Consider the following 23530-nt stretch of genomic DNA (forward strand, 5'->3'; position numbering starts at 1 on the left):
TCTGACGGGGGGAGTCCTCCCCCCGCTAAAAATTTTTGAAATGCTAAATTCGGTGACTTGTGTCACGTTTTTCCGCCTCTTTTGCCGATCCTGCCGCATTTGTAAATTTCCATAGCATTTTCCTCTGTCATTTTGCTCTGGATGACTTTCCTTCAAGGTGCCGACGCAAACGTTCATATTGCTGCAATAGTTTTTTTTGATATGTTGGCTACAGCGGATTCATATCCAGCACAACATCAGTTCAGACAAAAACAGGGTCGGGTAAATGGCAAAGGTATCACTGGAGAAAGACAAGATTAAATTCCTGCTGGTCGAGGGCGTGCATCAAAAAGCAATCGATAGCCTTCGTGCGGCAGGCTACACCAACATCGAATTTCACAAAGGCGCGCTCGATACCGAAGAGCTGAAAGCGTCCATCCGTGATGCCCACTTCATTGGCCTGCGATCCCGTACTCACCTGACTGAAGAGGTTATTGCCGCGGCGGAAAAGCTGGTGGCAATCGGCTGCTTCTGCATCGGCACCAACCAGGTTGACCTGAATGCTGCTGCGAAGCGCGGTATTCCCGTCTTCAACGCCCCGTTCTCCAACACCCGTTCCGTAGCGGAGCTGGTGATTGGCGAACTGCTGCTGCTGCTGCGCGGCATTCCTGAGGCTAACGCCAAGGCGCACCGCGGCGTGTGGAACAAGCTGGCGTCTGGCTCCTATGAAGCGCGTGGTAAAAAGCTGGGGATTATCGGCTACGGCCACATCGGTACGCAGCTCGGTATTCTGGCGGAATCCCTGGGCATGCACGTGTTTTTCTACGATATCGAAAGCAAGCTGCCGCTGGGCAATGCGACCCAGGTTCAGCATCTGTCTGACCTGCTGAACATGAGCGACGTGGTGAGCCTGCACGTGCCGGAAAATGCCTCCACCAAAAACATGATGGGCGCGGAAGAGCTGGCGCTGATGAAGCCGGGCTCACTGCTGATTAACGCCGCGCGCGGCACGGTTGTCGATATCCCGGCACTGGCGGATGCGCTGAAGCGTAAGCATCTGGCGGGCGCGGCCATCGACGTCTTCCCGACGGAGCCTGCGACCAACAGCGATCCGTTTACCTCTCCGCTGTGCGAGTTCGACAACGTGATCCTGACGCCGCACATCGGCGGTTCTACTCAGGAAGCGCAGGAAAATATCGGTCTGGAAGTGGCGGGTAAACTGAGCAAATATTCCGACAACGGCTCTACGCTCTCTGCCGTTAACTTCCCGGAAGTGTCGCTGCCGCTGCACGGCGGTCGTCGTCTGCTGCATATCCACGAAAACCGTCCGGGCGTGCTGACCGCGATCAACCAGATCTTTGCCGAGCAGGGCGTTAACATTGCCGCGCAGTATCTGCAAACAAACTCGCAGATGGGCTACGTGGTTATTGATATCGAAGCGGATGACGATGTCGCCGAGAAAGCGTTGCAGAGCATGAAGGCCATTCCGGGGACGATTCGCGCGCGTCTGCTTTACTGATGGTGCGGAGTGTGGTGTCGAGTGGCGGCTGCGCCTTACCCGACCTACAACGGATGTGCGGTTTGTTTTGTCGGGTGGCGCTTGCGCTTACCCGACCTACAATGTTCGAGGATGTATTCAGGCCGGGTAAGCGTAAGCGCCACCCGGCTTTATTCTACCAGGTCCAAATCTTACTGGGCGTCACCACCGCCGGTAACGGCACATCCCACTTCTCCACCGGCAACGCCTCCACGCCCTGGCAATCATGCGCGTAACCCACCGGCTGCAACCCGTACTGCTGCCAGTTTTGCAGCGTCCTGTCATAGAAACCGCCGCCCATGCCCAGACGCTGACCCTGTTCATCAAACGCCACCAGCGGCGTAATCAGTACGTCCAGCTGTGACAGCGGCAGCACGTCGCGCACGTCGAGCTTCGGCTCGGTGATTTTCAGACGATTCACCACCAGCTCGCTGTGCGGGTGATAGTGTAGAAACAGCAGATTGCCTTCGCTAAATGGGTGCAGCACCGGCAGATAAACCTTCTTTCCGGCTCGCCAGAGCTGCTCTATCAGCGGTTGGGTATCCAATTCGCCATCAAACGACAGAAACAGGGCAACCGTATGCGCCATCACGACTGGCGGGTACGCCATCATGCGGGCGGCGGCCTGCTGGGCAAAATGCGCTTGCTGAGCGGGGGTTAACGCACGGCGGCGTTGACGAATAAGCTGACGGATGTCCTGGCGTGAAGCCGAAACTTCAGGGAATTGAGTCATGGTAGCTGGTAGAAGAAAAGAGAGGGAATCTCCGAGATGCCGCCGCAGGCTGTAACCCTTGAACCCTTGGTTCAAGGTGAATGTGTCGTCATAGTTTTAAGGCTTCTCGGACGGACCGAGCATGCTCACCAACCATGGAGCGCCACATTCTTGTGGTATGAAATATCGGCTCAGGGGACTGGCCCGCTTGCGAACATCTCAGAGAAATTTTGTCTTCACAGTTACTCTACCATAGTCAACTGAGAAGTGTTATTCAAACTTTGGTCCCGGTCTTTCGGGATTGCGACCCTGATCAAGCAACGCCTGTTCTATGGTCTGCTGGAGCATTTTAATGCGCTGCTCCATGCTTGCCGCGTAGTCGCGGGTCTTCGCTTTTTCCTGAGTCAGTTCATAGCTGATGTTCAACGCGGCGATGAAAACCAGCTGCTCAGTATTTGTGACTCTAGTGCGTTCTTTTAGATCTTGCAACCGCTGATTCAAATCGTCCGCTGCCTGATTCAAAGCATCCCTTTGTTCAGGCGGACAATTCACTCGCAGTGAACGGCCAAAAATCTGGAGATCGACGGGTTGTGCAGACATGCCACCTTCCTGCTGATTGACTGCGCTACCTTCGCTCACTGCCCAGGGGGCTGCGAAGGGGCGACACTATAGCTACCCTGATATGAAGATACAAGCCCTTTTCTGGTATCACCAGGGTCCAAAGTGGTAGCATATCATGAAACTTCCCCCCTTTGACGACGAATGCTCATGTCTATACAGAACGAAATGCCTGGTTACAAGGATTTAAACCAGTTACTGAACCAGCAGGGAGTCGGACTTACCCCTGCCGAAATGCACGGTCTGATCAGTGGCATCCTGTGCGGCGGAAACAGCGACAGCTCATGGCAGCCGCTGATCCACGACCTCACGAATGAAGGGCTGGCGTTTGGTCACGAGCTGGCGGAAGCGCTGCGTAAAATGCACGCCGCCACCAGCGATTCGCTGGAAGACGATGGCTTTCTTTTTCAGCTTTATCTGCCTGAAGGCGACGACGTCAGCGTGTTCGATCGCACCGATGCGCTGGCGGGCTGGGTAAACCACTATCTGCTGGGGCTGGGCGTGACGCAGCCTAAACTGGATAAAGTGACCGGCGAAGCGGGTGAGGCGATCGACGATCTGCGTAACATCGCCCAGCTCGGCTACGATGAAGACGAAGACCAGGAAGAGCTGGAAATGTCGCTCGAAGAAATAATCGAGTACGTGCGCGTGGCGGCACTGCTGTGCCACGACAACTTTACGCGCTCGCAGCCGACCGCGCCGGAAGTCCGCAAGCCAACCTTACATTAAGAAAAATAACGCACAGGAGGGTGTCATGGTTATCTCAAGTCAAGAGTATTCGCGCCGCCGTCAGGCGCTGCTGGCGAAAATGCAGCCGGGCAGCGCCGCGCTGATTTTTGCTGCGCCCGAAGTGACGCGCAGCGCCGATAGCGAATATCCCTATCGCCAGAGCAGCGATTTCTGGTACTTCACCGGCTTTAACGAGCCGGAAGCGGTCCTGGTGCTGATTAAAAGCAATGACACCCACAACCACAGCGTGATTTTCAACCGCGTGCGCGACCTGACGGCTGAAATCTGGTTTGGCCGCCGCTTAGGGCAAGAGGCCGCACCGGAAAAGCTGGGCGTTGACCGCGCGCTGGCGTTTAGCGAAATCAACCAGCAGCTCTATCAGCTGCTTAACGGCCTCGATGTGCTCTATCACGCGCAGGGCGAATATGCCTACGCGGATGAGATTGTCTTCACCGCGCTGGACAAGCTGCGCAAAGGCTCGCGGCAAAACCTGTCCGCGCCGGCCACGCTGACGGACTGGCGTCCGGTGGTGCATGAGATGCGCCTGTTCAAGTCTGAAGAAGAGCTGAACGTGATGCGCCGCGCGGGCGAAATCAGCGCCCTGGCGCACACCCGCGCGATGGAAAAGTGCCGTCCCGGGATGTTCGAATACCAGCTGGAAGGCGAAATTCACCACGAATTTAACCGCCACGGCGCGCGTTACCCCTCCTACAACACCATCGTCGGCGGCGGTGAAAACGGCTGCATTCTGCACTACACCGAAAACGAAAGCGCGCTGCGCGACGGCGATCTGGTGCTGATTGACGCCGGCTGCGAATTTCAGGGCTACGCGGGGGACATCACCCGTACCTTCCCGGTGAACGGTAAGTTTTCCCCCGCGCAGCGCGCGATTTACGACATTGTTCTCGAATCCCTGGAAACGGCGCTCGGGCTGTATCGTCCGGGTACCTCCATTCAGGAAGTGACCGGCGAAGTGGTGCGCATCATGATTACCGGTCTGGTCAGGCTCGGGATCCTGAAAGGGGAAGTCGACACCCTGATCGCTGAAAACGCGCATCGACCGTATTTCATGCACGGCCTGAGCCACTGGCTGGGGCTGGATGTGCATGACGTTGGCGCGTACGGTACCGACCGTTCGCGCGTGCTGGAGCCGGGCATGGTGCTGACCGTGGAGCCGGGTCTGTATATCGCCCCGGATGCCGACGTGCCCGAAGCGTACCGCGGGATTGGCATTCGTATTGAAGACGACATCGTGATTACCGAAACCGGTAACGAAAACCTGACCGCCGGCGTCGTGAAAAACGCTGACGATATCGAGGCGCTGATGGCAGCGGCGCGCGTATGAGCGTGATTATCGTTGGCGGCGGCATGACCGGCGCCACGCTGGCGCTGGCGATCTCGCATTTGACGAAGGGCCAGCTTCCGGTGCATCTCGTCGAGGCGGTTGCGCCACAGGCGAAGAATCACCCCGGCTTTGACTCTCGCGCCATCGCCCTGGCGCAGGGAACCTGTCAGCAGCTGTCGCGCATTGGGATCTGGCAGGCGATAGCCGATTGCGCTACGGCCATTAAAACCGTTCACGTCAGCGATCGCGGTCATGCCGGGTTTGTCACGCTGGACGCGCAGGATTACCGCATTGATGCCCTGGGTCAGGTTGTTGAGCTGCACGACGTCGGATTACGTCTGTTCCGCCTGTTGCAGGACGCGCCGGGCGTCACGCTGCACTGCCCGGCTCGCGTGGCAAGCGTGAGCCGCAGTGAAGCGTCGGTCAGCGTGACGCTGGAAAACGGCACCGTCCTTGAAGGCCAGCTTCTGGTCGCCGCAGACGGCTCGCGCTCGTCGCTCGGCACCCAGTGCGGCGTGGAGTGGCGTCAGCAGCCTTACGGTCAGGCTGCGGTGATTGCGAACGTCTCTACCGCCGCAGAACACCGCGGCAGGGCGTTTGAGCGCTTTACGCAGCACGGTCCGCTGGCGATGCTGCCGATGTCGGACGGGCGCTGTTCGCTGGTCTGGTGTCATCCGCAGGATAAGGCCGAAGAGGTGAAGGCCTGGTCAGACGAACGTTTTTGTACCGAGCTGCAGAAAGCCTTTGGCTGGCGGCTGGGGCGTATTACCCATGCAGGCCAGAGGGCGGTCTACCCGCTTTCGCTGACTACCGCATCTCAGTCCATCACCCATCGTCTGGCGCTTGTCGGTAATGCCGCGCAGACGCTCCACCCTATCGCCGGGCAAGGGTTCAACCTGGGCTTACGCGACGTCATGAGCCTCGCGGAAACCCTTTCCCAGGCGTGGGGCGAACAAAAAGACTGTGGCGCATACCCGGTACTCAGCCATTACCAGAAGCGCCGTCAGGCGGATAAAGAGGCGACGATTGGCGTCACCGACGGCTTAGTCCATCTTTTTGCCAATCGCTGGGCACCGCTGGTTGCGGGCCGCAACCTCGGGCTGATGGCGATGGAATTATTCATTCCGGCACGTGACGTGCTGGCGCAGCGGACTCTTGGTTGGGTCGCGCGTTAAGGAGTTATCACCGTGCAAAATGTTGATGTCGCCATCGTTGGCGGCGGAATGGTCGGACTGGCATTGGCCTGTGGTTTGCAGGGCAGCGGCCTGCGCGTAGCGGTGCTGGAGCAAAAGCTGCCTCAGCCCGTAGCTCACGATGCCCCGCCGGAACTTCGCGTCTCGGCGATCAATGCCGCCAGCGAGAAATTGCTCGCGCACCTTGGCGTCTGGTCAGAAATTGTGGCGAACCGCGCCAGCTGCTATCACGGCATGGAAGTGTGGGATAAAGACAGCTTTGGGCATATTGCTTTTGATGATGCAAGCATGGGCTATAGCCATCTGGGTCACATCGTTGAAAACGCGGTGATCCACTACGCGCTGTGGCAGAAAGCTCAGCAGTGCAGCGACGTGACGCTGGTTGCGCCCGCGCAGATCCAGCAGGTGGCGTGGGGTGAAAACGAGGCGTTTATCACCCTGCAGAACGGCGACATGCTGACCGCGCGTCTGGTGGTCGGTGCTGACGGCGCCAACTCCTGGCTGCGCAACAAAGCCGATATCCCGCTGACCTTCTGGGATTACCGCCACCATGCACTGGTCGCGACGATCCGCACCGAGGAGCCGCACGGCGGCGTGGCGCGGCAGATTTTCCACAACGACGGCATTCTGGCGTTCCTGCCGCTTGCCGATCCGCACCTGTGCTCGATTGTCTGGTCCCTGGTGCCGGAAAAAGCGCAGCTGATGCAGGAGGCGACGCCGGGGGCCTTTAACCAGGCGCTGTGCGTGGCGTTTGATAACCGCCTTGGCCTGTGCACGCTTGAGAGCGAGCGTCAGGTGTTCCCGTTAACCGGCCGCTACGCGCGTCATTTTGCGGCGCACCGTCTGGCGCTGGTGGGGGATGCGGCGCATACCATTCATCCGCTGGCCGGACAGGGCGTTAACCTCGGCTTTATGGACGCGGCAGAGCTGGTCGAAGAGCTGCGTCGTTTGCACCGCGAAGGCAAAGATATTGGGCAGCATTTGTATCTGCGTCGCTACGAGCGCAGCCGCAAGCATAGCGCGGCGATGATGCTCGCGGGCATGCAGGGCTTCCGCGAGCTGTTTGCCGGGGCGAATCCGGCGAAAAAACTGCTGCGCGATATCGGTCTTAAGCTTGCCGATACGCTTCCTGGCGTCAAACCTCAACTCCTCCGTCAGGCGATGGGTCTTAACGACCTGCCGGACTGGCTACGCTAATTTAGACCCCTGTCACACTTTCTTTTCCCGGCCTCCGCGCCGGGGAAATGCCCTCGTTTGAAATAATCTAATTTCACCTCATTTTTCGCATTAGATAATCTAATGTCGTGTTTTTCTCGTTACGGAAATTCGGCCCGATTTTCCGCACGAAATATCACCATGTGCTAAATCCTGTTAGATCATTGTTAATTTTGTGCGGGGTTAATCGCATTTTTCCAGTGAATAACTCTGTAGGCTTTTTAGCGTTTTTTGGTCATAAGCTAATGTGATGACCCGTTTTACCTTATGGTTAACCGCCGGTTTCGGTGGTAAGTTCAGGTAAAAGAGAACGTTTGCGTCGGCATTCGGGAACGAGGCCGATACCGGGTTTCACGGTGAATTTTTCAACGAGGACAAGATGGCTCAACAGACTCCTTTGTACGAACAGCACGTGTTATGCGGCGCCCGCATGGTGGACTTCCACGGCTGGATGATGCCGCTGCACTACGGCTCGCAGATTGATGAGCACCACGCGGTGCGCACCGATGCCGGTATGTTCGACGTGTCCCACATGACGATTGTCGATCTGCGCGGTAGCCGCACCCGGGAGTTTTTGCGTTATCTGCTGGCCAACGACGTCGCCAAACTGAAGACGCCGGGTAAAGCGCTCTATACCGGCATGCTGAATGCCTCGGGCGGCGTGATTGATGACCTTATCGTCTACTACTTCACCGAAGATTTCTTCCGCCTCGTTGTCAACTCCGCCACCCGCGAAAAAGACCTCTCCTGGATCGCCCAACACGCCGAACCGTATGCCATCGACATCACCGTCCGTGACGATCTGTCGCTGATCGCCGTGCAGGGGCCGAACGCGCAGGCGAAAGCCGCGTCACTGTTTAACGACGAGCAGCGCAAAGCAACTGAAGGCATGAAGCCGTTCTTCGGCGTGCAGGCGGGCGATCTGTTTATCGCCACCACCGGCTACACCGGTGAAGCGGGTTACGAAATTGCGATGCCAAACGAGAAGGCCGCTGATTTCTGGCGCGCGCTGGTGGAAGCGGGCGTGAAGCCTGCGGGTCTGGGCGCGCGCGATACGCTGCGTCTGGAAGCGGGGATGAACCTTTACGGTCAGGAGATGGACGAAGGCGTCTCTCCGCTGGCCGCCAATATGGGCTGGACCATCGCGTGGGAACCGGCCGATCGTGACTTTATTGGCCGTGAAGCGCTGGAGATGCAGCGCGAGAAGGGCACGGAACAGCTGGTTGGCCTGGTGATGAAGGAAAAAGGCGTGCTGCGCGGCGAGCTGCCGGTACGCTTTACCGATGCCGACGGCAATCCGCGCGAAGGCGTGATCACCAGCGGAACCTTCTCCCCGACGCTGGGCTACAGTATTGCACTGGCACGCGTGCCGGCGGGCATTGGCGAAACGGCGGTGGTGCAAATCCGCAACCGTGAAATGCCGGTCACCGTAACCAAACCAATTTTTGTTCGCGCCGGTAAGCCGGTCGCCTAATCATTTTTATCAGGAGAACTTCAATGAGCAATGTGCCAGCAGAACTGAAATACAGCAAAGAACACGAGTGGCTGCGCAAAGAGGCGGACGGCACTTACACCGTAGGGATCACCGAGCACGCGCAGGAGCTGCTGGGCGACATGGTGTTTGTTGACCTGCCGGAAGTGGGCGCAACCGTGAGCGCGGGCGACGACTGCGCCGTGGCGGAGTCTGTTAAAGCAGCATCCGACATCTACGCCCCGGTAAGCGGTGAAATTGTTGCCGTTAACGACGCGCTGAGCGATTCGCCGGAGCTGGTGAACAGCGAGCCTTATGAAGGCGGCTGGATCTTCAAGATCAAAGCCAGCGACGAATCTCAGGTTGCCGCGCTGCTGGATGCGACCGCATACGAAGCATTACTGGAAGACGAATAACGTTTTGCCGGATGGCGCTGCGCTTATCCGGCCTACAGGTCAACGTAGGCCCGGTAAGCGTTAGCGCCACCGGGCAACAGCGTTACAGATAACTACGATTCACTGCACGTTTCAGGAACCATCGCTCATGACACAGACTTTAAGCCAGCTTGAAAACCGTGGCGCCTTCATTGAACGTCACATTGGGCCGGATGCTCAGCAACAGCAGGAGATGCTGAAGACGGTTGGCGCGGATTCATTAAACGCACTGATCGGCCAGATTGTGCCAAAAGACATCCAGCTTGCTACGCCGCCTCAGGTGGGGGAAGCCACCACGGAATTCGCCGCGCTGGCGGAGCTGAAGACCATCGCTGGCCTGAACAAGCGCTATAAGTCTTACATTGGCATGGGCTATACCAACGTGCAGCTGCCGCCGGTGATCCTGCGTAACATGCTGGAAAACCCGGGCTGGTACACCGCTTACACCCCTTATCAGCCGGAAGTGTCCCAGGGCCGCCTGGAAGCGCTGCTGAACTTCCAGCAGGTGACGCTGGATCTGACCGGCATGGATATCGCTTCCGCCTCGCTGCTGGATGAAGCGACAGCTGCCGCCGAAGCGATGGCGATGGCTAAGCGCGTCAGCAAGCTGAAAAACGCCAACCGCTTCTTCGTGGCGGCGGACGTGCATCCCCAGACGCTGGACGTGGTGCGCACCCGTGCGGAAACCTTCGGCTTTGACGTGATCGTTGACGACGCTGACAAAGTGCTGGATCACCAGGACGTCTTCGGCGTGCTGCTGCAGCAGGTTGGCACCACGGGCGAGGTTCACGACTACAGCGCGCTGATTGCCGAGCTGAAGTCCCGCAAGGTAGTGGTCAGCGTTGCCGCCGATTTTATGGCGCTGGTGCTGCTCACCGCGCCGGGCAAACAGGGCGCAGATATCGTCTTCGGTTCAGCGCAGCGCTTCGGCGTACCGATGGGCTACGGCGGCCCGCACGCGGCGTTCTTCGGCGCGAAAGATGAATTCAAACGCTCCATGCCTGGCCGTATTATCGGCGTCTCAAAAGATGCTGCCGGTAACACCGCGCTGCGCATGGCGATGCAAACCCGCGAGCAGCACATCCGCCGCGAAAAAGCGAACTCCAACATCTGCACCTCTCAGGTGTTGCTGGCAAACATCGCCAGCCTGTACGCCGTGTTCCACGGCCCGGCGGGCCTGAAGCGTATTGCCAGCCGCATTCACCGCCTGGCCGATATTCTGGCCTGCGGCCTGCAGCAGAAGGGCCTTAAGCTGCGCCATGCCCACTACTTCGACACGCTGTGCGTGGACGTGGCGGACAAAGCGGTCGTGCTGGCGCGCGCGGACGCGGCAAAGATCAACCTGCGCAGCGACATCCACAACGCCGTCGGCATTACGCTGGATGAAAGCACCACCCGCGACGATATCCTGAACCTGTTCAGCGTCCTGCTGGGTGACGCGCACGGTCTGGACATTGATACGCTCGACAAAGAGGTCGCGCTCGACAGCCGCTCCATTCAGGAGAGCATGCTGCGCAATGACGCGATCCTGACGCATCCGGTGTTCAACCGCTATCACAGCGAAACCGAGATGATGCGCTATATGCACTCTCTGGAGCGCAAGGATCTGGCGCTGAACCAGGCGATGATCCCGCTGGGCTCCTGTACCATGAAGCTCAACGCTGCGGCAGAGATGATCCCCATCACCTGGCCTGAATTCTCCGAGCTGCACCCGTTCTGCCCGCCAGAGCAGGCGGAAGGGTATCATGTGATGATCAACCAGCTTTCGGACTGGCTGGTGAAGCTGACCGGTTATGACGCGCTCTGCATGCAGCCGAACTCCGGCGCGCAGGGCGAATACGCGGGCCTGCTGGCGATCCGCCACTATCACGAAAGCCGCAACGAAGGCCACCGCGATATCTGCCTGATCCCAAGCTCCGCCCACGGCACCAACCCGGCCTCTGCCCAGATGGCGGGCATGGAAGTGGTGGTGGTGGCGTGCGATAAGAACGGCAACATCGACCTGGCTGACCTGCGTGCGAAAGCCGGGCAGGCGGGCGACAAGCTCTCCTGCATCATGGTGACCTATCCGTCCACCCACGGCGTATACGAAGAAACCATCCGCGAAGTGTGTGAAGTAGTGCACCAGTTTGGCGGCCAGGTTTACCTCGACGGCGCGAACATGAACGCTCAGGTGGGCATTACCTCTCCGGGCTTTATCGGCGCGGACGTATCTCACCTCAACCTGCACAAAACCTTCTGCATTCCGCACGGCGGCGGCGGCCCGGGCATGGGTCCTATCGGCGTGAAAGCGCACCTGGCGCCTTTCGTGCCGGGCCACAGCGTGGTGCAAATTGAAGGCATGCTGACCCGTCAGGGCGCGGTCTCAGCGGCACCGTTCGGCAGCGCCTCTATCCTGCCAATCAGCTGGATGTACATCCGCATGATGGGCGCAGAAGGGCTGAAGCAGGCGAGCCAGGTGGCGATCCTGAACGCCAACTACATTGCGACGCGCCTGAAGTCTGCCTTCCCGATCCTCTACACCGGCCGTGACGGTCGCGTGGCGCACGAGTGCATCCTCGATATTCGTCCTCTTAAAGACGCGACGGGCATCAGCGAGCTGGATATCGCCAAGCGTCTGATCGACTACGGCTTCCACGCGCCAACCATGTCGTTCCCGGTGGCGGGCACGCTGATGGTGGAGCCAACGGAATCTGAAAGCAAAGCCGAGCTGGACCGCTTCATCGACGCGATGCTGGCCATCCGCATGGAAATCGACCGCGTGCAGGACGGCGAGTGGACGCTGGAAGATAACCCGCTGGTCAACGCTCCGCACACCCAGCACGAGATGGTGGCAGAGTGGAACCACGGCTATTCCCGCGAGCTGGCGGTCTTCCCCGCAGGCGTGGCGAACAAGTACTGGCCGACCGTGAAGCGTCTCGACGACGTCTACGGCGACCGTAACCTGTTCTGCTCCTGCGTACCGATGAGCGAATACCAGTAATATTTTTGGTGTAGTCATGTAGGCCGGGTAAGGCGAAGCCGCCACCCGGCTTTTTTATTGGGAGAAGAAAATGGCAATTGCACTGGTCACCGGCGCCAGCCGCGGCATCGGTAAAGCCACCGCGCTGCAGCTGGCACGAGAAGGCTATACCGTGGCGGTGAATTATCACCACAATATCAAAGCCGCAAAGGACGTCATCAGCCAGATCGTTGAGGCGGGCGGAAAAGCATTTGCCCTGCGTGCAGACATTAGCGATGAGGCCCAGGTGCTGGCGATGTTTGACAGCCTCGATCGGGAAGGCGAGCCGCTGACCGCGCTGGTTAATAATGCGGGGATCCTGTTTGAGCAATCCACTATCGAGAATCTCTCCGCCGAGCGTATTAACCGCGTCCTGGCGACCAACGTCACGGGCTACTTCCTCTGCTGCCGGGAAGCGGTAAAACGCATGTCCTTCAAGCATGGCGGGAAGGGTGGGGCGATAGTGAATGTCTCATCTGCCGCGTCTCGTCTGGGTGCACCAGGGGAATACGTGGATTACGCGGCTTCCAAGGGCGCGGTGGATTCTCTGACAACCGGGTTAGCGCTGGAGGTGGCGGCGCAGGGCATTCGCGTCAACTGCGTCCGTCCGGGGCTGATCTATACCGATATCCATGCCTCAGGCGGAGAGCCGGGGCGGGTGGATCGCGTGAAATCATTGCTGCCGATGCAGCGCGGCGGCCAGCCGGAAGAGGTGGCGCAGGCGATTGTCTGGCTGCTGAGCGAGAAGGCGTCGTACGTCACGGGCAGTTTTATAGAGCTGGCGGGCGGGAAATAAAAGCCGGGTGGCGGCTTCGCCTTACCCGGCCTGCTGTTCGTGTAGGCCCGGTAAGCGCAGCGCCACCGGGCAAAAATTACAGCGTCTCGCCGTTGCTGGCAATCACTTCCTTATACCAGTTGAAGCTCTTTTTACGGGAGCGGGACATGTCGCCCGTGCCGTCGTCGTGCTTGTTCACGTAGATAAAGCCGTAGCGCTTGCTGTACTGGCCGGTGGTGAATGACACGCAGTCGATGCAGCCCCACGGCGTATAGCCCATCAGATCCACGCCGTCGTGCGTCACGGCTTTGATCATCTCTTCCACGTGGGCGCGCAGGTAGTCGATGCGATAGTCATCGTTGATGCTGCCGTCTTCTTCCACCTTATCGTAGGCGCCGAAGCCGTTCTCCACGATAAACAGCGGCTTCTGGTAACGCTCGTACAGTTCGCACAGGGAATAGCGCAGGCCTACCGGGTCAATCTGCCAGCCCCAGTCGGATGCCTTCACGTGCGGGTTCGGCACGCTGCCTTCGAAGCCGGAAATCGCATCGCCGGTGCCGCCTTCCGCTTTCACCGCGTTGGTCATGTAGTAGCTGAAGCCTAAGTAGTCGCAGGTGCCTTCACGCAGGATCTGCTCGTCGCCCGCTTCCATTTTGATGGAGAACCCGCGGCGCTCCCACTCGTTCAGCACGTAGGACGGGTAGTTACCGCGCAGCTGGACGTCGGTAAAGACGTAGCGCTCGCGCATGGATTCCTGGGCGAACATGACGTCTTCCGGTTTGCAGGAGAACGGATAGAGCGCCACCATCGCCAGCATGCAGCCGACCTTCATCTCCGGGTTAATGCGGCGTGCCGCTTTCACCGCCAGGGCGCTGGCCACAAACTGGTGGTGAAGGACCTGGTACATGGTCTCTTCCGGGTTTTCATGTTCGGTATAAACCACGCCCGAGCAGCAGTAGCCAAACAGCGGGGCACGCCAGTTACGCTGGTTGTTGATTTCGTTGAAGGTCATCCAGTATTTGACCTTGTTTTTGTAGCGCTCGAAGACCACTTCCGCGAAGCGCACAAAGAAATCGACCACTTTACGGTTGGTCCAGCTGCCGTACTCCTTCACCAGGTGCAGCGGCATTTCGAAGTGGGAGAGGGTGATCACCGGTTCGATGTTGTATTTCAGCAGCTCATCGAACATGTCGTCGTAAAACTTCAGCCCTTCTTCGTTTGGCTGGGTTTCATCACCGTTCGGGAAGATGCGCGTCCAGGCGATAGAGGTGCGGAAGCATTTGAAGCCCATCTCGGCAAACAGCTTGATGTCTTCTTTGTAGTGGCCGTGGAAGTCGATGGCCTCGTGGTTTGGATAGTATTTCCCCGGCACCACGTCCTGCGTGATTTCGCGCGGCACGCCGTGCGCGCCGCCGGTTAATACGTCACAAATGCTTGGCCCTTTGCCGCCTTTGTTCCAGCCGCCTTCAACCTGGTGAGCGGCAACCGCGCCACCCCATAAAAAATCTTTTGGTAAGGTTAATTTTTTCATCGCTGCTATTCTCAATAAATGGCTTATTGGCATCGAGTCTAGCAAAGCGAAATTAAATGTCACGATATAACAAGGTGTGCATAATGTGATTTGTCACATCAAAAAAACAGGGTGTTTTATTCTGTCAGTTTCTTCGCCAGTTTACGTCCGAGAGACTCCAGAATATAAATGACGGGAATTTGCGTGGTAATGTCATAGACGCCTGCAATACGCGTCTGAGGAACATGCCAGGAGAGATTAAAGTCCGCCAGTTTGGCGAGACGCGAGTGCTCGTGGCTGGTAATGGAGAGCACCTTGCAGTGATGAAGGCTAAACTGGCTGGCGAAGCGCAGGATCTCTTCGGTCTCGCCCGAGACGGAAAGCACAATTGCCAGCGCATTTTTCGCCATATCATTGGTGACCGGGAAATAAGGGTCATCAATATGGTTACTGAATTTCCCGATATTCGAAAAGAAACGCGCGCCATATTTTGCCAGCGATCCTGAGGTTCCGGCACCGACAAATATAATGCGCTCTGACGACAGAATAATATCTACCGCATCATCCAATAACGCGTCGAACTCTTCATTATTCACGCTTTTAAAAAAGCTGATAATTTCGCTGGCACCGAAGTTCGCCTGCTGGGGCTCGTTCTGTTCAAGATAAAGCTTAAAGCGCACGCGGAATTCTGAATACCCTTCGCAGTTTAGCTTGCGGCAAAAGCGCAGAATGGTCGTCGTTGAGACGCCAGCCGCATCCGCCAGCTCGCGGATGGTCATGTACATCACTTTGTCACGGTTTTTGATGACATAGTTGTAGACCATCATTTCCAGATTATTGAGACTGGCAATGGCCGCGTGGCTGAACATACTCACAGTGGCATAACTCTCATTCTGAACACATCGTCACATCATAACATGCAGCCAGAGGGCAGGATCCATTTTTATGCCCTTGATTCATAATGATTAAATTTTTATGTGAACAATTGTTAGGTGAAAAATTTATTTATATCTATGATTTTTAGGTATAAATCACTGAAGTGAAATTATTTTAGCTAACAGGTGTTCACTGGAATCATTCTCAGTTAGCATAGCTATGCGATGAATAATCATCTTTAGTTTTCCCGGAGTTTTGTATGGTGAGCAGACCATTAATCGCACAGGGATATTCACTGGCTGAGGAAATAGCCAACAGCATCAGCCACGGCATTGGCCTGGTGTTTGGGATTGTCGGTTTAGTGTTATTGCTGGTTCAGGCGGTGGACGCCAATGCCAGCGCAATGGCCATTACCAGCTACAGCCTGTATGGCGGGAGTATGATCCTGCTGTTCCTCGCGTCGACGCTGTACCACGCGATCCCGCATCAGCGGGCCAAGACGTGGCTCAAGAAATTTGACCACTGCGCTATCTATCTTCTTATTGCAGGTACCTACACACCGTTTCTGCTGGTGGGGCTCAACTCGCCGCTGTCGCGCGGCCTGATGATTGTTATCTGGAGCCTGGCGCTGCTGGGGATCCTGTTTAAGCTGACCATCGCGCACCGGTTTAAGGTGCTGTCGCTGGTCACCTATCTGACCATGGGCTGGCTGTCGCTGATTGTGGTGTATCAACTGGCCATCAAACTGTCGATAGGGGGCGTGACGCTTCTGGCCTTAGGCGGCGTGGTGTACTCGCTCGGCGTGATTTTCTACGTCTGCAAGCGCATCCCCTATAACCATGCCATCTGGCACGGTTTTGTGCTGGGCGGGAGCGTGTGCCACTTTTTGGCGATTTATTTGTATGTAGGGCAGGCGTAGCTTGTTGTCGGGTGGCGGCTTCGCCTTACCCGGCCTACACGATCCGTAGGCCCGGTAAGCGCAGCGCCCCCGGGCAATACGGCATCACTCTTCCAGTGAATACGGCAGCGGCTCGATGCTAAGCGTGTTCACATCATCACGCACGCGGAACACGCTGTCGGCTTCCATGTCGTTGTTCATTACTGCCTGCACCAGCAGACGGCCATCATCCAGCTGAACGGCGGCTAACACGGTGCCGGTACGGCGCCAGTTTTCACCCATCTTCAGCTCTAAATCTTCACCCGCTTCAGGTACTCGGCTGGCATGGCCCGCCAGCGTCCATAATGCACGCTTATTTGCCCCGCGGAATTTCGCGCGCGCGACCATTTCCTGGCCGGTATAGCAGCCTTTTTTAAAGCTGATGCCCCCCAGCGCCTGCAGGTTGGTTGCCTGAGGAATAAACTGCGCGCTGTTTGCGGCGTCAATGATTGGCAGACCCGCTTCGATGTTCAGGGCCAGCCACTGCTGACTGTTATTGAGCTGCGCCTCGCCGCGAAGCGCGTCGGTCACGCGTTCGGCGGTGTTGGCATCCGTGACTAACAGAAAACGCTCAGCCGGGTGTTCAAACCACAGGATGGAGGTTGCGCCTTCGCTGACCACCTGCTTTTCGGCATCCGGCAGTTCGCTGAAGAGATTTTTCAGCGCCGCACGCGCCTGGAAACCGGCCACACCCAGCAGGACATGTTCGTCGTCCGGTACAATGGTCACTTTTGAGAAGACCGCGTACTTTTTCAGCTCTTTGAGCTGGGCCTCCTGCAGGCTGCGGCGCTCAATAAAGGCAAAACCGTCCTGACGGCGGAAAAGACGCAGGTTGCTCCACATTTTACCTTTGGGGTCGCAGTGGGCGGCCAGCAGGTGCTGATGTTCGGTCATCTGGCTGACGTCGGCAGTTACCTGGCCCTGCAGGTATTTTTCGGCGTCGGCCCCGGTGAGCGTTGCCAGCGCCCAGTCATCAAGAGAAATAAGCGTCAGCGGCAGACGCGCAGAGGCGGCGGGCTGGCGAGGAGAAAATGGTGTAAAGGCCATAACGATATCCTGAATTGCTTAACGCTTTGATAATGCCTAATGGTAAAAGAGCCTGCAGGCAATGCAAGCGCTTTCAGCAGGCCATTTGTGCCATCAACCGGTTATGCGTAGCGCCACGCAAAGTAATGTAATCCGCTGTCTTTGTAGGGATTGTTCTGGAAGCCAGCTCGGCGAACGCAATATTCCAGTAATGAAACGGTCAAAAACACGTTACACTAGCTGGTGTTCCCGTAGAGAAATAAAGAATATTGAACGGGGTACCGACTGTGCCAAACGTAATGCAGGAAACTGAACATGGATATTAACAACAAGGCCCGTATTCACTGGGCGTGCCGTCGCGGCATGCGTGAACTTGATATCTCCATCATGCCTTTCTTCGAATATGAGTACGACACCTTAAGCGATGAGGATAAGCGTCTGTTTGTTCGCCTGCTTGAGTCTGACGATCCGGATTTGTTCAACTGGCTGATGAACCATGGCAAACCCGCCGACACCGAGTTGCAACGGATGGTGCAATTAATTCAAACACGGAATCGGGAACGTGGTCCTGTGGCAATCTGATCTTCGCGTCTCGTGGCGCTCGCAGTGGATGTCTTTATTGCTCCACGGCCTGGTTGCGGCCTTTGTGTTACTGATGCCGTGGCCGCTGAGCTATACGCCGCTGTGGCTGCTGTTACTGTCGTTTGTCGTTTTTGACAGCGTGCGCAGCCAGCGTCGCATAAATGCCCGTCAGGGAGAAATTAAGTTACTGATGGATTCCCGCCTGCGCTGGCAGGGGAAAGAGTGGGATATTCTCGGTATGCCCTGGATGCTCAACTACGGCATGATGTTACGGTTACGCAACGTGGAGGGCGGGCGCTGCCAGCATCTGTGGCTGGCGGCTGACAGTATGGATGCCGCGGAGTGGCGAGACCTGCGCCGGATGCTGTTACAACAGACGACGCAGGGATAATGCGCGTTAGCTAAACTTTTCCGCCATTTCGCCCAGAATCTGCTCGCACCAGGTTTGCAGGCGTTCATCGCTGAGATCGTACTGGTTGGTTTCATCCAGCGCGAGTCCAACAAACAGCTCGCCGTCGGCAATAATCGGTTTTTTACTGGTGAACTCGTAACCTTCGGTTGGCCAGTAGCCGATAAATGACACCCCTTTCGGTGCCAGCTTGTCGTGCAGCATGCCGAGCGCGTCCAGGAACCATTCGCCGTAACCCAGCTGATCCCCCATGCCGTACATGGCAATGATTTTGCCGTCGAGGTTGAGCGCATCAAGCTGGTCCCAGATAGCCTCCCAGTCTTCCTGTATCTCACCGAAATCCCAGGTCGGGATGCCGAGGATCAGCACGTCATACTGCTCCATCAGCGTAACCGCGTCATCTTTCAGGTTATGCAACGTCACCAGTTCCGGACCAATGATGTCGCGAATTTTCTCTGCCGCCATTTCGGTGTAGCAGGTGCTGGAACCATAGAACAGACCAATATTCATCGCGTAACTATCTCAATTCTTGCGTTGACTTTGCGCGTAGTGTACCAGAAACCGGTCGCAATCAGGCATAATGGCCTGACTGCAGAATCAAAGGGGCTGATGTGGAAAAGGATCTCGCACTGATCGAACAGTTTCTCGACGCGCTGTGGCTGGAGAAAAACCTGGCCGAGAATACCCTCAACGCCTACCGTCGCGATCTCACCATGCTGGTGGAGTGGCTGGCGCACCGGGGTTTATCCCTTGCGAGCGCGCAGCATGACGACCTGCAGGCGCTGCTGGGGGAACGTATCGCAGGGGGCTACAAAGCCACCAGTTCCGCACGTTTACTCAGCGCCATGCGTCGACTGTTCCAGCATCTCTATCGTGAGAAGATCCGCGAGGACGATCCCAGCGCGCTGCTGGCATCCCCTAAACTCCCGCAGCGGCTGCCGAAAGATCTCAGCGAAGCACAAGTTGAGAGATTATTACAGTCACCGGCAGTTGACCTGCCGCTGGAGTTACGCGATAAAGCCATGCTTGAGCTATTGTATGCTACCGGCCTGCGCGTTTCGGAACTGGTTGGGCTGACCATGAGCGACATCAGCCTGCGTCAGGGCGTGGTGCGCGTCATTGGTAAAGGAAACAAGGAAAGGCTGGTGCCGCTGGGTGAAGAGGCGGTTTACTGGCTAGAAACGTATCTGGAGCATGGTCGCCCGTGGCTGCTCAACGGGGTGTCTATTGACGTCCTGTTTCCGAGCCAGCGCGCCCAGCAGATGACGCGGCAAACGTTCTGGCATCGCATCAAGCATTACGCCACACTGGCGGGTATCGACAGTGAAAAGCTTTCGCCGCACGTATTGCGTCACGCCTTCGCGACGCATCTGTTAAACCACGGCGCCGATTTACGCGTGGTGCAGATGCTGCTGGGGCACAGCGATCTTTCTACGACGCAAATTTACACCCATGTCGCGACGGAACGCCTGCGGCAGCTACACCAACAGCACCACCCTCGCGCGTGAGTGCCGACGAATTGTAACAGGATCAACTATGAAAAAGACTTTTGCGCTGTTCACCCTGCTGGCAGCCTCCTTTACCGGTTTCGCCCATGCGGACGACGCCGCCATCAAACAGTCGCTGGCTAAGCTTGGCGTTACCGGCAGCGATATTCAGCCTGCACCGGTTGCCGGCATGAAAACGGTGCTGACCAACAGCGGCGTGCTGTACGTCACCGAAGACGGCAAGCACATTATTCAGGGGCCGATGTACGACGTGAGCGGCGCGCAGCCGGTCAACGTGACCAACCAGCTGTTGATGAAAAACCTGAACGCGCTCGAAAAAGAGATGATCGTCTATAAAGCGGCGCAGGAAAAACACGTCATTACCGTCTTCACCGACATCACCTGCGGCTATTGCCATAAGCTGCATGAAGAGATGAAAGACTACAACGCGCTGGGCATTACCGTGCGCTACCTGGCCTTCCCGCGCGCGGGCGTGCAGAGCCAGCCAGAGCAGGACATGAAGGCTATCTGGTGTGCGAAAGAGCGCAACAAGGCGTTTGACGACGCGATGAGCGGCAAAGGCGTTAAGCCAGCCTCCTGCGACATTGATATCGCTAACCACTACGCGCTGGGCGTGCAGTTTGGCGTGAGCGGTACGCCTGCGATTGTCCTGAGCAACGGCTATGTCGTTCCGGGCTATCAGGGACCGAAAGAGATGAAAGAGTTCCTCGACGCGCACCAGAAACAGTTTGGTGGTAAATAATCCGCGTGAAAGCCCCGATAAAATTACGCCGCCGCGAGGCGGTTGAACCGGTTGATTTGCCAGACGATCTCCCGGCACTGCTGAAGCGGCTCTACGCCAGCCGCGGCGTGCGTCGCGCTGAAGACCTTGAGCGCAGCGTGAAAGGGATGCTGCCCTGGCAGCAGCTGAGCGGCATCGAAAAAGCCGCTGAGATGCTCTACAACGCGCTGCGTGAGGGAACGCGGATCGTGGTGGTAGGGGATTTCGACGCCGACGGCGCAACCAGCACCGCGCTGAGCGTGCTCAGCCTGCGCGCGCTGGGCTGCGATAACGTTACGTATCTTGTGCCAAACCGTTTTGAAGACGGCTATGGCCTCAGCCCGGAAGTGGTCGATCAGGCCCACGCCCGCGGTGCGCAGATGATCATGACCGTCGACAACGGGATCTCTTCCCATGCGGGCGTCGATCGCGCCCACGCGCTGGGGATCCCGGTGCTGGTCACCGATCACCACCTGCCCGGTGAAACGCTGCCTGACGCCGAAGCGATTATTAACCCCAACCTGCGCGACTGCGATTTTCCCTCGAAATCCCTCGCGGGCGTAGGCGTGGCGTTTTATCTGATGCTGGCGCTGCGTACCCTGCTTCGCGATAAGGGCTGGTTCGAATCCCGCGGTATTGCCGTACCGAACCTGGCCGAATATCTCGACCTGGTGGCGCTGGGCACCGTCGCGGACGTGGTGGCGCTCGACACCAATAACCGCATTTTGACCTGGCAGGGCCTAAGCCGCATTCGCGCAGGCAAGTGCCGTCCGGGGATCAAGGCGCTGCTTGAAATCGCCAACCGCGACCCGCTCAAGCTGGCGGCAAGCGATTTGGGCTTTGCCCTCGGGCCGCGCCTGAACGCGGCGGGAAGGCTGGACGATATGTCCGTCGGCGTGGCGCTGCTGCTGTGCGACAACATCGGTGAAGCGCGCGTGCTGGCCAACGAGCTGGACGCGCTGAACCAGACCCGTAAAGAGATTGAGCAGGGGATGCAGGCCGAAGCGCTGACCCTGTGCGAAAAACTTGAGCGCAGCGGCGACACGCTGCCGGGCGGGCTGGCGATGTACCACCCCGAGTGGCATCAGGGCGTGGTCGGTATTCTGGCGTCGCGCATTAAAGAGCGTTTCCACCGTCCGGTGATCGCGTTCGCCCCCGCGGGCGACGGCACGCTGAAAGGCTCTGGCCGTTCGATTCAGGGTCTGCACATGCGCGATGCGCTTGAGCGTCTTGATACGCTGCATCCGGGGCTGATGATCAAGTTCGGCGGCCATGCGATGGCGGCGGGCCTGTCGCTGGAAGAGGCGAAGTTCGACGAGTTCCAGCGTCTGTTTGGCGAGCTGGTCACCGACTGGATTGACCCGGCCCTGCTGCAGGGGGAAGTGGTGTCCGATGGGCCATTGTCGGCGGCGGAAATGACCATGGACGTCGCGCAAATGCTGCGTGATGCCGGCCCCTGGGGGCAGATGTTCCCGGAACCACTGTTCGACGGGCGTTTCCGCCTGCTGCAGCAGCGTATCGTCGGCGAACGTCATCTTAAGGTAATGGTAGAGCCCGTGGGCGGCGGCCCGCTGCTGGACGGCATTGCCTTCAACGTGGACACGACGGTATGGCCGGACAACGGCGTGCGCGAGGTCGAGCTGGCGTACAAACTGGACATCAACGAGTTTCGCGGTAACCGCACCCTTCAGATCATCATCGACAATATCTGGCCAATTTAGCGGCAGTAATCTCTATAAAAAAGGGCGTGGATTCGGTACAATCCCGCTCTTATCACCGCATTTTGACAAGTCCATAAAAGAAAACAGACCATGTTTGAAATTAATCCGGTAAAAAACCGTATTCAGGACCTCACGGAGCGCTCCGACGTTCTTAGGGGGTATCTTTGACTACGATGCCAAGAAAGAGCGTCTTGAAGAAGTAAACGCCGAGCTGGAACAGCCGGACGTCTGGAACGAACCTGAACGCGCACAGGCGCTGGGTAAAGAGCGTTCCTCTCTCGAAGCTATCGTAGATACGCTGGATCAAATGGCCCAGGGGCTGGAAGATGTTTCCGGTTTGCTGGAGCTGGCCGTCGAAGCCGACGACGAAGAGACCTTTAACGAAGCCGTGGCAGAACTCGACGTGCTGGAAGAGAAGCTGGCGCAGCTGGAATTCCGTCGTATGTTCTCCGGCGAATACGACAGCGCTGACTGCTATCTCGATATTCAGGCGGGTTCTGGCGGGACCGAAGCGCAGGACTGGGCCAGCATGCTGACGCGTATGTACCTGCGTTGGGCCGAAGCGCGCGGCTTCAAAACCGAAATTATCGAAGAGTCTGAAGGTGAAGTGGCGGGTCTGAAATCCGTTACCATCAAGATCATCGGTGACTACGCCTACGGCTGGCTGCGTACCGAAACCGGCGTTCACCGCCTGGTGCGTAAGAGCCCGTTCGACTCCGGCGGTCGTCGTCATACCTCCTTCAGCTCCGCGTTTGTCTATCCGGAAGTTGATGAAGATATTGATATCGAAATTAACCCGGCGGACCTGCGTATTGACGTTTATCGCGCATCCGGCGCGGGTGGTCAGCACGTTAACCGTACGGAATCTGCGGTGCGTATTACCCACATTCCAACCGGGCTGGTAACACAGTGCCAGAACGACCGTTCCCAGCATAAGAACAAAGACCAGGCCATGAAGCAGATGAAAGCGAAGCTTTATGAGCTGGAGATGCAGAAGAAAAATGCTGAGAAACAGGCGATGGAAGACAACAAGTCCGACATCGGTTGGGGCAGCCAGATCCGTTCTTACGTCCTTGATGACTCCCGCATCAAAGACCTGCGTACCGGGGTTGAAACCCGCAACACGCAGGCGGTGCTGGACGGCAGCCTGGACCAATTTATCGAAGCAAGTTTGAAAGCAGGGTTATGAGGA

General features: G+C 57.5%; 22 protein-coding genes and 1 other RNA gene. 16 read left to right on the forward strand and 7 right to left on the reverse strand.

Annotated features, from left to right (window positions below):
- Positions 1 to 265: 265 nt before the first annotated feature.
- A complete protein-coding gene (gene serA, locus ACMWKK_RS18715; protein ID WP_045329234.1) occupies positions 266 to 1498 on the forward strand; it encodes a phosphoglycerate dehydrogenase in 1233 nt (410 codons plus the stop codon).
- Positions 1499 to 1652: 154 nt separating this feature from the next.
- Here the strand turns inward: serA and ACMWKK_RS18720 are convergent, their stop codons facing one another.
- The 3 genes from ACMWKK_RS18720 to zapA all read right to left on the reverse strand — a co-directional run bounded on the left by ACMWKK_RS18720 (position 1653) and on the right by zapA (position 2828).
- Positions 1653 to 2249, reverse strand: coding sequence for a 5-formyltetrahydrofolate cyclo-ligase (locus ACMWKK_RS18720; RefSeq protein WP_112780555.1), 597 nt, complete (start codon positions 2247 to 2249; stop codon positions 1653 to 1655).
- A gap of 24 nt (positions 2250 to 2273) precedes the next feature.
- A non-coding RNA gene (ssrS, locus tag ACMWKK_RS18725) (6S RNA) lies at positions 2274 to 2457 on the reverse strand.
- A gap of 41 nt (positions 2458 to 2498) precedes the next feature.
- The gene (zapA, locus tag ACMWKK_RS18730) at positions 2499 to 2828 is read right to left on the reverse strand and encodes a cell division protein ZapA (RefSeq protein ID WP_006811891.1); all 330 of its coding nucleotides are present in this window, start codon (positions 2826 to 2828) and stop codon (positions 2499 to 2501) included.
- 168 nt (positions 2829 to 2996) lie between these two features.
- Here zapA and ACMWKK_RS18735 point away from each other — a divergent pair, with 168 nt between their 5' ends.
- The 8 genes from ACMWKK_RS18735 to ACMWKK_RS18770 all read left to right on the forward strand — a co-directional run bounded on the left by ACMWKK_RS18735 (position 2997) and on the right by ACMWKK_RS18770 (position 13030).
- Positions 2997 to 3575, forward strand: a complete 579-nt coding sequence (locus ACMWKK_RS18735) for a YecA family protein (RefSeq protein ID WP_406542911.1) — start codon at positions 2997 to 2999, stop codon at positions 3573 to 3575.
- 31 nt (positions 3576 to 3606) lie between these two features.
- Positions 3607 to 4920 carry a Xaa-Pro aminopeptidase gene (gene pepP, locus ACMWKK_RS18740; RefSeq protein ID WP_112780579.1) on the forward strand — a complete coding sequence of 438 codons (1314 nt, stop codon included), beginning with the start codon at positions 3607 to 3609 and terminating at the stop codon, positions 4918 to 4920.
- Positions 4917 to 6095, forward strand: coding sequence for a 2-octaprenyl-6-methoxyphenyl hydroxylase (ubiH, locus tag ACMWKK_RS18745; RefSeq protein ID WP_112780554.1), 1179 nt, complete (start codon positions 4917 to 4919; stop codon positions 6093 to 6095). The genes pepP and ubiH overlap by 4 nt, the downstream gene beginning before the upstream one ends.
- A 12-nt stretch (positions 6096 to 6107) precedes the next feature.
- Positions 6108 to 7310: an FAD-dependent 2-octaprenylphenol hydroxylase gene (gene ubiI / locus ACMWKK_RS18750; protein ID WP_112780553.1), complete on the forward strand. Its 1203-nt coding sequence runs from the start codon at positions 6108 to 6110 to the stop codon at positions 7308 to 7310.
- Between the two features lie 397 nt (positions 7311 to 7707).
- Positions 7708 to 8802: a glycine cleavage system aminomethyltransferase GcvT gene (gene gcvT, locus ACMWKK_RS18755; protein ID WP_112780552.1), complete on the forward strand. Its 1095-nt coding sequence runs from the start codon at positions 7708 to 7710 to the stop codon at positions 8800 to 8802.
- A gap of 23 nt (positions 8803 to 8825) precedes the next feature.
- Positions 8826 to 9215, forward strand: coding sequence for a glycine cleavage system protein GcvH (gcvH, locus tag ACMWKK_RS18760; protein WP_014885143.1), 390 nt, complete (start codon positions 8826 to 8828; stop codon positions 9213 to 9215).
- 127 nt (positions 9216 to 9342) lie between these two features.
- Positions 9343 to 12216, forward strand: coding sequence for an aminomethyl-transferring glycine dehydrogenase (gene gcvP / locus ACMWKK_RS18765; protein ID WP_406542912.1), 2874 nt, complete (start codon positions 9343 to 9345; stop codon positions 12214 to 12216).
- Between the two features lie 70 nt (positions 12217 to 12286).
- Positions 12287 to 13030, forward strand: a complete 744-nt coding sequence (locus tag ACMWKK_RS18770) for an SDR family oxidoreductase (RefSeq protein WP_045329220.1) — start codon at positions 12287 to 12289, stop codon at positions 13028 to 13030.
- Positions 13031 to 13106: 76 nt separating this feature from the next.
- Here ACMWKK_RS18770 and bglA read toward each other — a convergent pair whose 3' ends face one another.
- On the reverse strand, positions 13107 to 14540 hold the full coding sequence (bglA, locus tag ACMWKK_RS18775) for a 6-phospho-beta-glucosidase BglA (RefSeq protein WP_112780550.1): 1434 nt from the start codon (positions 14538 to 14540) through the stop codon (positions 13107 to 13109).
- Positions 14541 to 14656: 116 nt separating this feature from the next.
- Entirely contained in the window at positions 14657 to 15388 is a 732-nt protein-coding gene (locus ACMWKK_RS18780; protein ID WP_045329216.1) for a MurR/RpiR family transcriptional regulator, read from the reverse strand.
- 266 nt (positions 15389 to 15654) lie between these two features.
- Here ACMWKK_RS18780 and trhA point away from each other — a divergent pair, with 266 nt between their 5' ends.
- Positions 15655 to 16314 carry a PAQR family membrane homeostasis protein TrhA gene (gene trhA / locus ACMWKK_RS18785; protein ID WP_045329211.1) on the forward strand — a complete coding sequence of 220 codons (660 nt, stop codon included), beginning with the start codon at positions 15655 to 15657 and terminating at the stop codon, positions 16312 to 16314.
- Positions 16315 to 16398: 84 nt separating this feature from the next.
- On the opposite strand, the gene ygfZ is transcribed toward trhA, so the two are convergent.
- Positions 16399 to 17379 (reverse strand): tRNA-modifying protein YgfZ, encoded by a 981-nt coding sequence (ygfZ, locus tag ACMWKK_RS18790; protein WP_112780549.1) that lies wholly within the window; start codon positions 17377 to 17379, stop codon positions 16399 to 16401.
- Positions 17380 to 17673: 294 nt separating this feature from the next.
- On the opposite strand from ygfZ, the gene sdhE reads away from it, so the two are divergent.
- Both sdhE and ACMWKK_RS18800 read left to right on the forward strand, forming a co-directional pair.
- The gene (gene sdhE, locus ACMWKK_RS18795; RefSeq protein WP_045329206.1) at positions 17674 to 17940 is read left to right on the forward strand and encodes an FAD assembly factor SdhE; all 267 of its coding nucleotides are present in this window, start codon (positions 17674 to 17676) and stop codon (positions 17938 to 17940) included.
- Positions 17921 to 18331: a protein YgfX gene (locus tag ACMWKK_RS18800; protein ID WP_032643262.1), complete on the forward strand. Its 411-nt coding sequence runs from the start codon at positions 17921 to 17923 to the stop codon at positions 18329 to 18331. The genes sdhE and ACMWKK_RS18800 overlap by 20 nt, the downstream gene beginning before the upstream one ends.
- Positions 18332 to 18337: 6 nt before the next feature.
- Here the strand turns inward: ACMWKK_RS18800 and fldB are convergent, their stop codons facing one another.
- Entirely contained in the window at positions 18338 to 18859 is a 522-nt protein-coding gene (gene fldB / locus ACMWKK_RS18805) for a flavodoxin FldB (protein ID WP_112780548.1), read from the reverse strand.
- Between the two features lie 101 nt (positions 18860 to 18960).
- On the opposite strand from fldB, the gene xerD reads away from it, so the two are divergent.
- From xerD to prfB, 4 genes are all read left to right on the forward strand, one after another.
- Positions 18961 to 19857, forward strand: a complete 897-nt coding sequence (gene xerD, locus ACMWKK_RS18810) for a site-specific tyrosine recombinase XerD (RefSeq protein WP_112780547.1) — start codon at positions 18961 to 18963, stop codon at positions 19855 to 19857.
- 28 nt (positions 19858 to 19885) lie between these two features.
- On the forward strand, positions 19886 to 20599 hold the full coding sequence (dsbC, locus tag ACMWKK_RS18815) for a bifunctional protein-disulfide isomerase/oxidoreductase DsbC (RefSeq protein WP_112780546.1): 714 nt from the start codon (positions 19886 to 19888) through the stop codon (positions 20597 to 20599).
- A gap of 5 nt (positions 20600 to 20604) precedes the next feature.
- On the forward strand, positions 20605 to 22338 hold the full coding sequence (gene recJ / locus ACMWKK_RS18820; protein WP_112780545.1) for a single-stranded-DNA-specific exonuclease RecJ: 1734 nt from the start codon (positions 20605 to 20607) through the stop codon (positions 22336 to 22338).
- Between the two features lie 90 nt (positions 22339 to 22428).
- Positions 22429 to 23527, forward strand: a protein-coding gene (gene prfB, locus ACMWKK_RS18825; protein WP_096151315.1) for a peptide chain release factor 2 whose coding sequence is annotated in 2 segments (ribosomal slippage) — positions 22429 to 22503 and positions 22505 to 23527 — 1098 coding nt in all. Because the reading frame shifts where the segments join, the coding sequence is not laid out codon by codon here.
- Positions 23528 to 23530: the final 3 nt, after the last annotated feature.

Origin of the sequence: Enterobacter sp. 01-M-03-SI-ECC (assembly GCF_047530215.1) — a bacterium.
In the GTDB taxonomy this organism is placed as follows: Bacteria; Pseudomonadota; Gammaproteobacteria; order Enterobacterales; family Enterobacteriaceae; genus Enterobacter; species Enterobacter chengduensis.

What these genes read in the sequence shown, in the direction of transcription:
- gcvH (WP_014885143.1), top strand. Translation starts at nt 8,826, where the DNA reads ATGAGCAATGTGCCAGCAGAACTGAAATACAGCAAAGAACACGAGTGG.
- ACMWKK_RS18720 (WP_112780555.1), bottom strand. Translation starts at nt 2,249, where the DNA reads ATGACTCAATTCCCTGAAGTTTCGGCTTCACGCCAGGACATCCGTCAG.
- ACMWKK_RS18770 (WP_045329220.1), top strand. Translation starts at nt 12,287, where the DNA reads ATGGCAATTGCACTGGTCACCGGCGCCAGCCGCGGCATCGGTAAAGCC.
- ACMWKK_RS18780 (WP_045329216.1), bottom strand. Translation starts at nt 15,388, where the DNA reads ATGTTCAGCCACGCGGCCATTGCCAGTCTCAATAATCTGGAAATGATG.
- gcvP (WP_406542912.1), top strand. Translation starts at nt 9,343, where the DNA reads ATGACACAGACTTTAAGCCAGCTTGAAAACCGTGGCGCCTTCATTGAA.
- gcvT (WP_112780552.1), top strand. Translation starts at nt 7,708, where the DNA reads ATGGCTCAACAGACTCCTTTGTACGAACAGCACGTGTTATGCGGCGCC.
- zapA (WP_006811891.1), bottom strand. Translation starts at nt 2,828, where the DNA reads ATGTCTGCACAACCCGTCGATCTCCAGATTTTTGGCCGTTCACTGCGA.
- sdhE (WP_045329206.1), top strand. Translation starts at nt 17,674, where the DNA reads ATGGATATTAACAACAAGGCCCGTATTCACTGGGCGTGCCGTCGCGGC.
- ygfZ (WP_112780549.1), bottom strand. Translation starts at nt 17,379, where the DNA reads ATGGCCTTTACACCATTTTCTCCTCGCCAGCCCGCCGCCTCTGCGCGT.
- trhA (WP_045329211.1), top strand. Translation starts at nt 15,655, where the DNA reads ATGGTGAGCAGACCATTAATCGCACAGGGATATTCACTGGCTGAGGAA.
- dsbC (WP_112780546.1), top strand. Translation starts at nt 19,886, where the DNA reads ATGAAAAAGACTTTTGCGCTGTTCACCCTGCTGGCAGCCTCCTTTACC.
- fldB (WP_112780548.1), bottom strand. Translation starts at nt 18,859, where the DNA reads ATGAATATTGGTCTGTTCTATGGTTCCAGCACCTGCTACACCGAAATG.
- bglA (WP_112780550.1), bottom strand. Translation starts at nt 14,540, where the DNA reads ATGAAAAAATTAACCTTACCAAAAGATTTTTTATGGGGTGGCGCGGTT.
- serA (WP_045329234.1), top strand. Translation starts at nt 266, where the DNA reads ATGGCAAAGGTATCACTGGAGAAAGACAAGATTAAATTCCTGCTGGTC.
- ubiH (WP_112780554.1), top strand. Translation starts at nt 4,917, where the DNA reads ATGAGCGTGATTATCGTTGGCGGCGGCATGACCGGCGCCACGCTGGCG.
- ACMWKK_RS18735 (WP_406542911.1), top strand. Translation starts at nt 2,997, where the DNA reads ATGTCTATACAGAACGAAATGCCTGGTTACAAGGATTTAAACCAGTTA.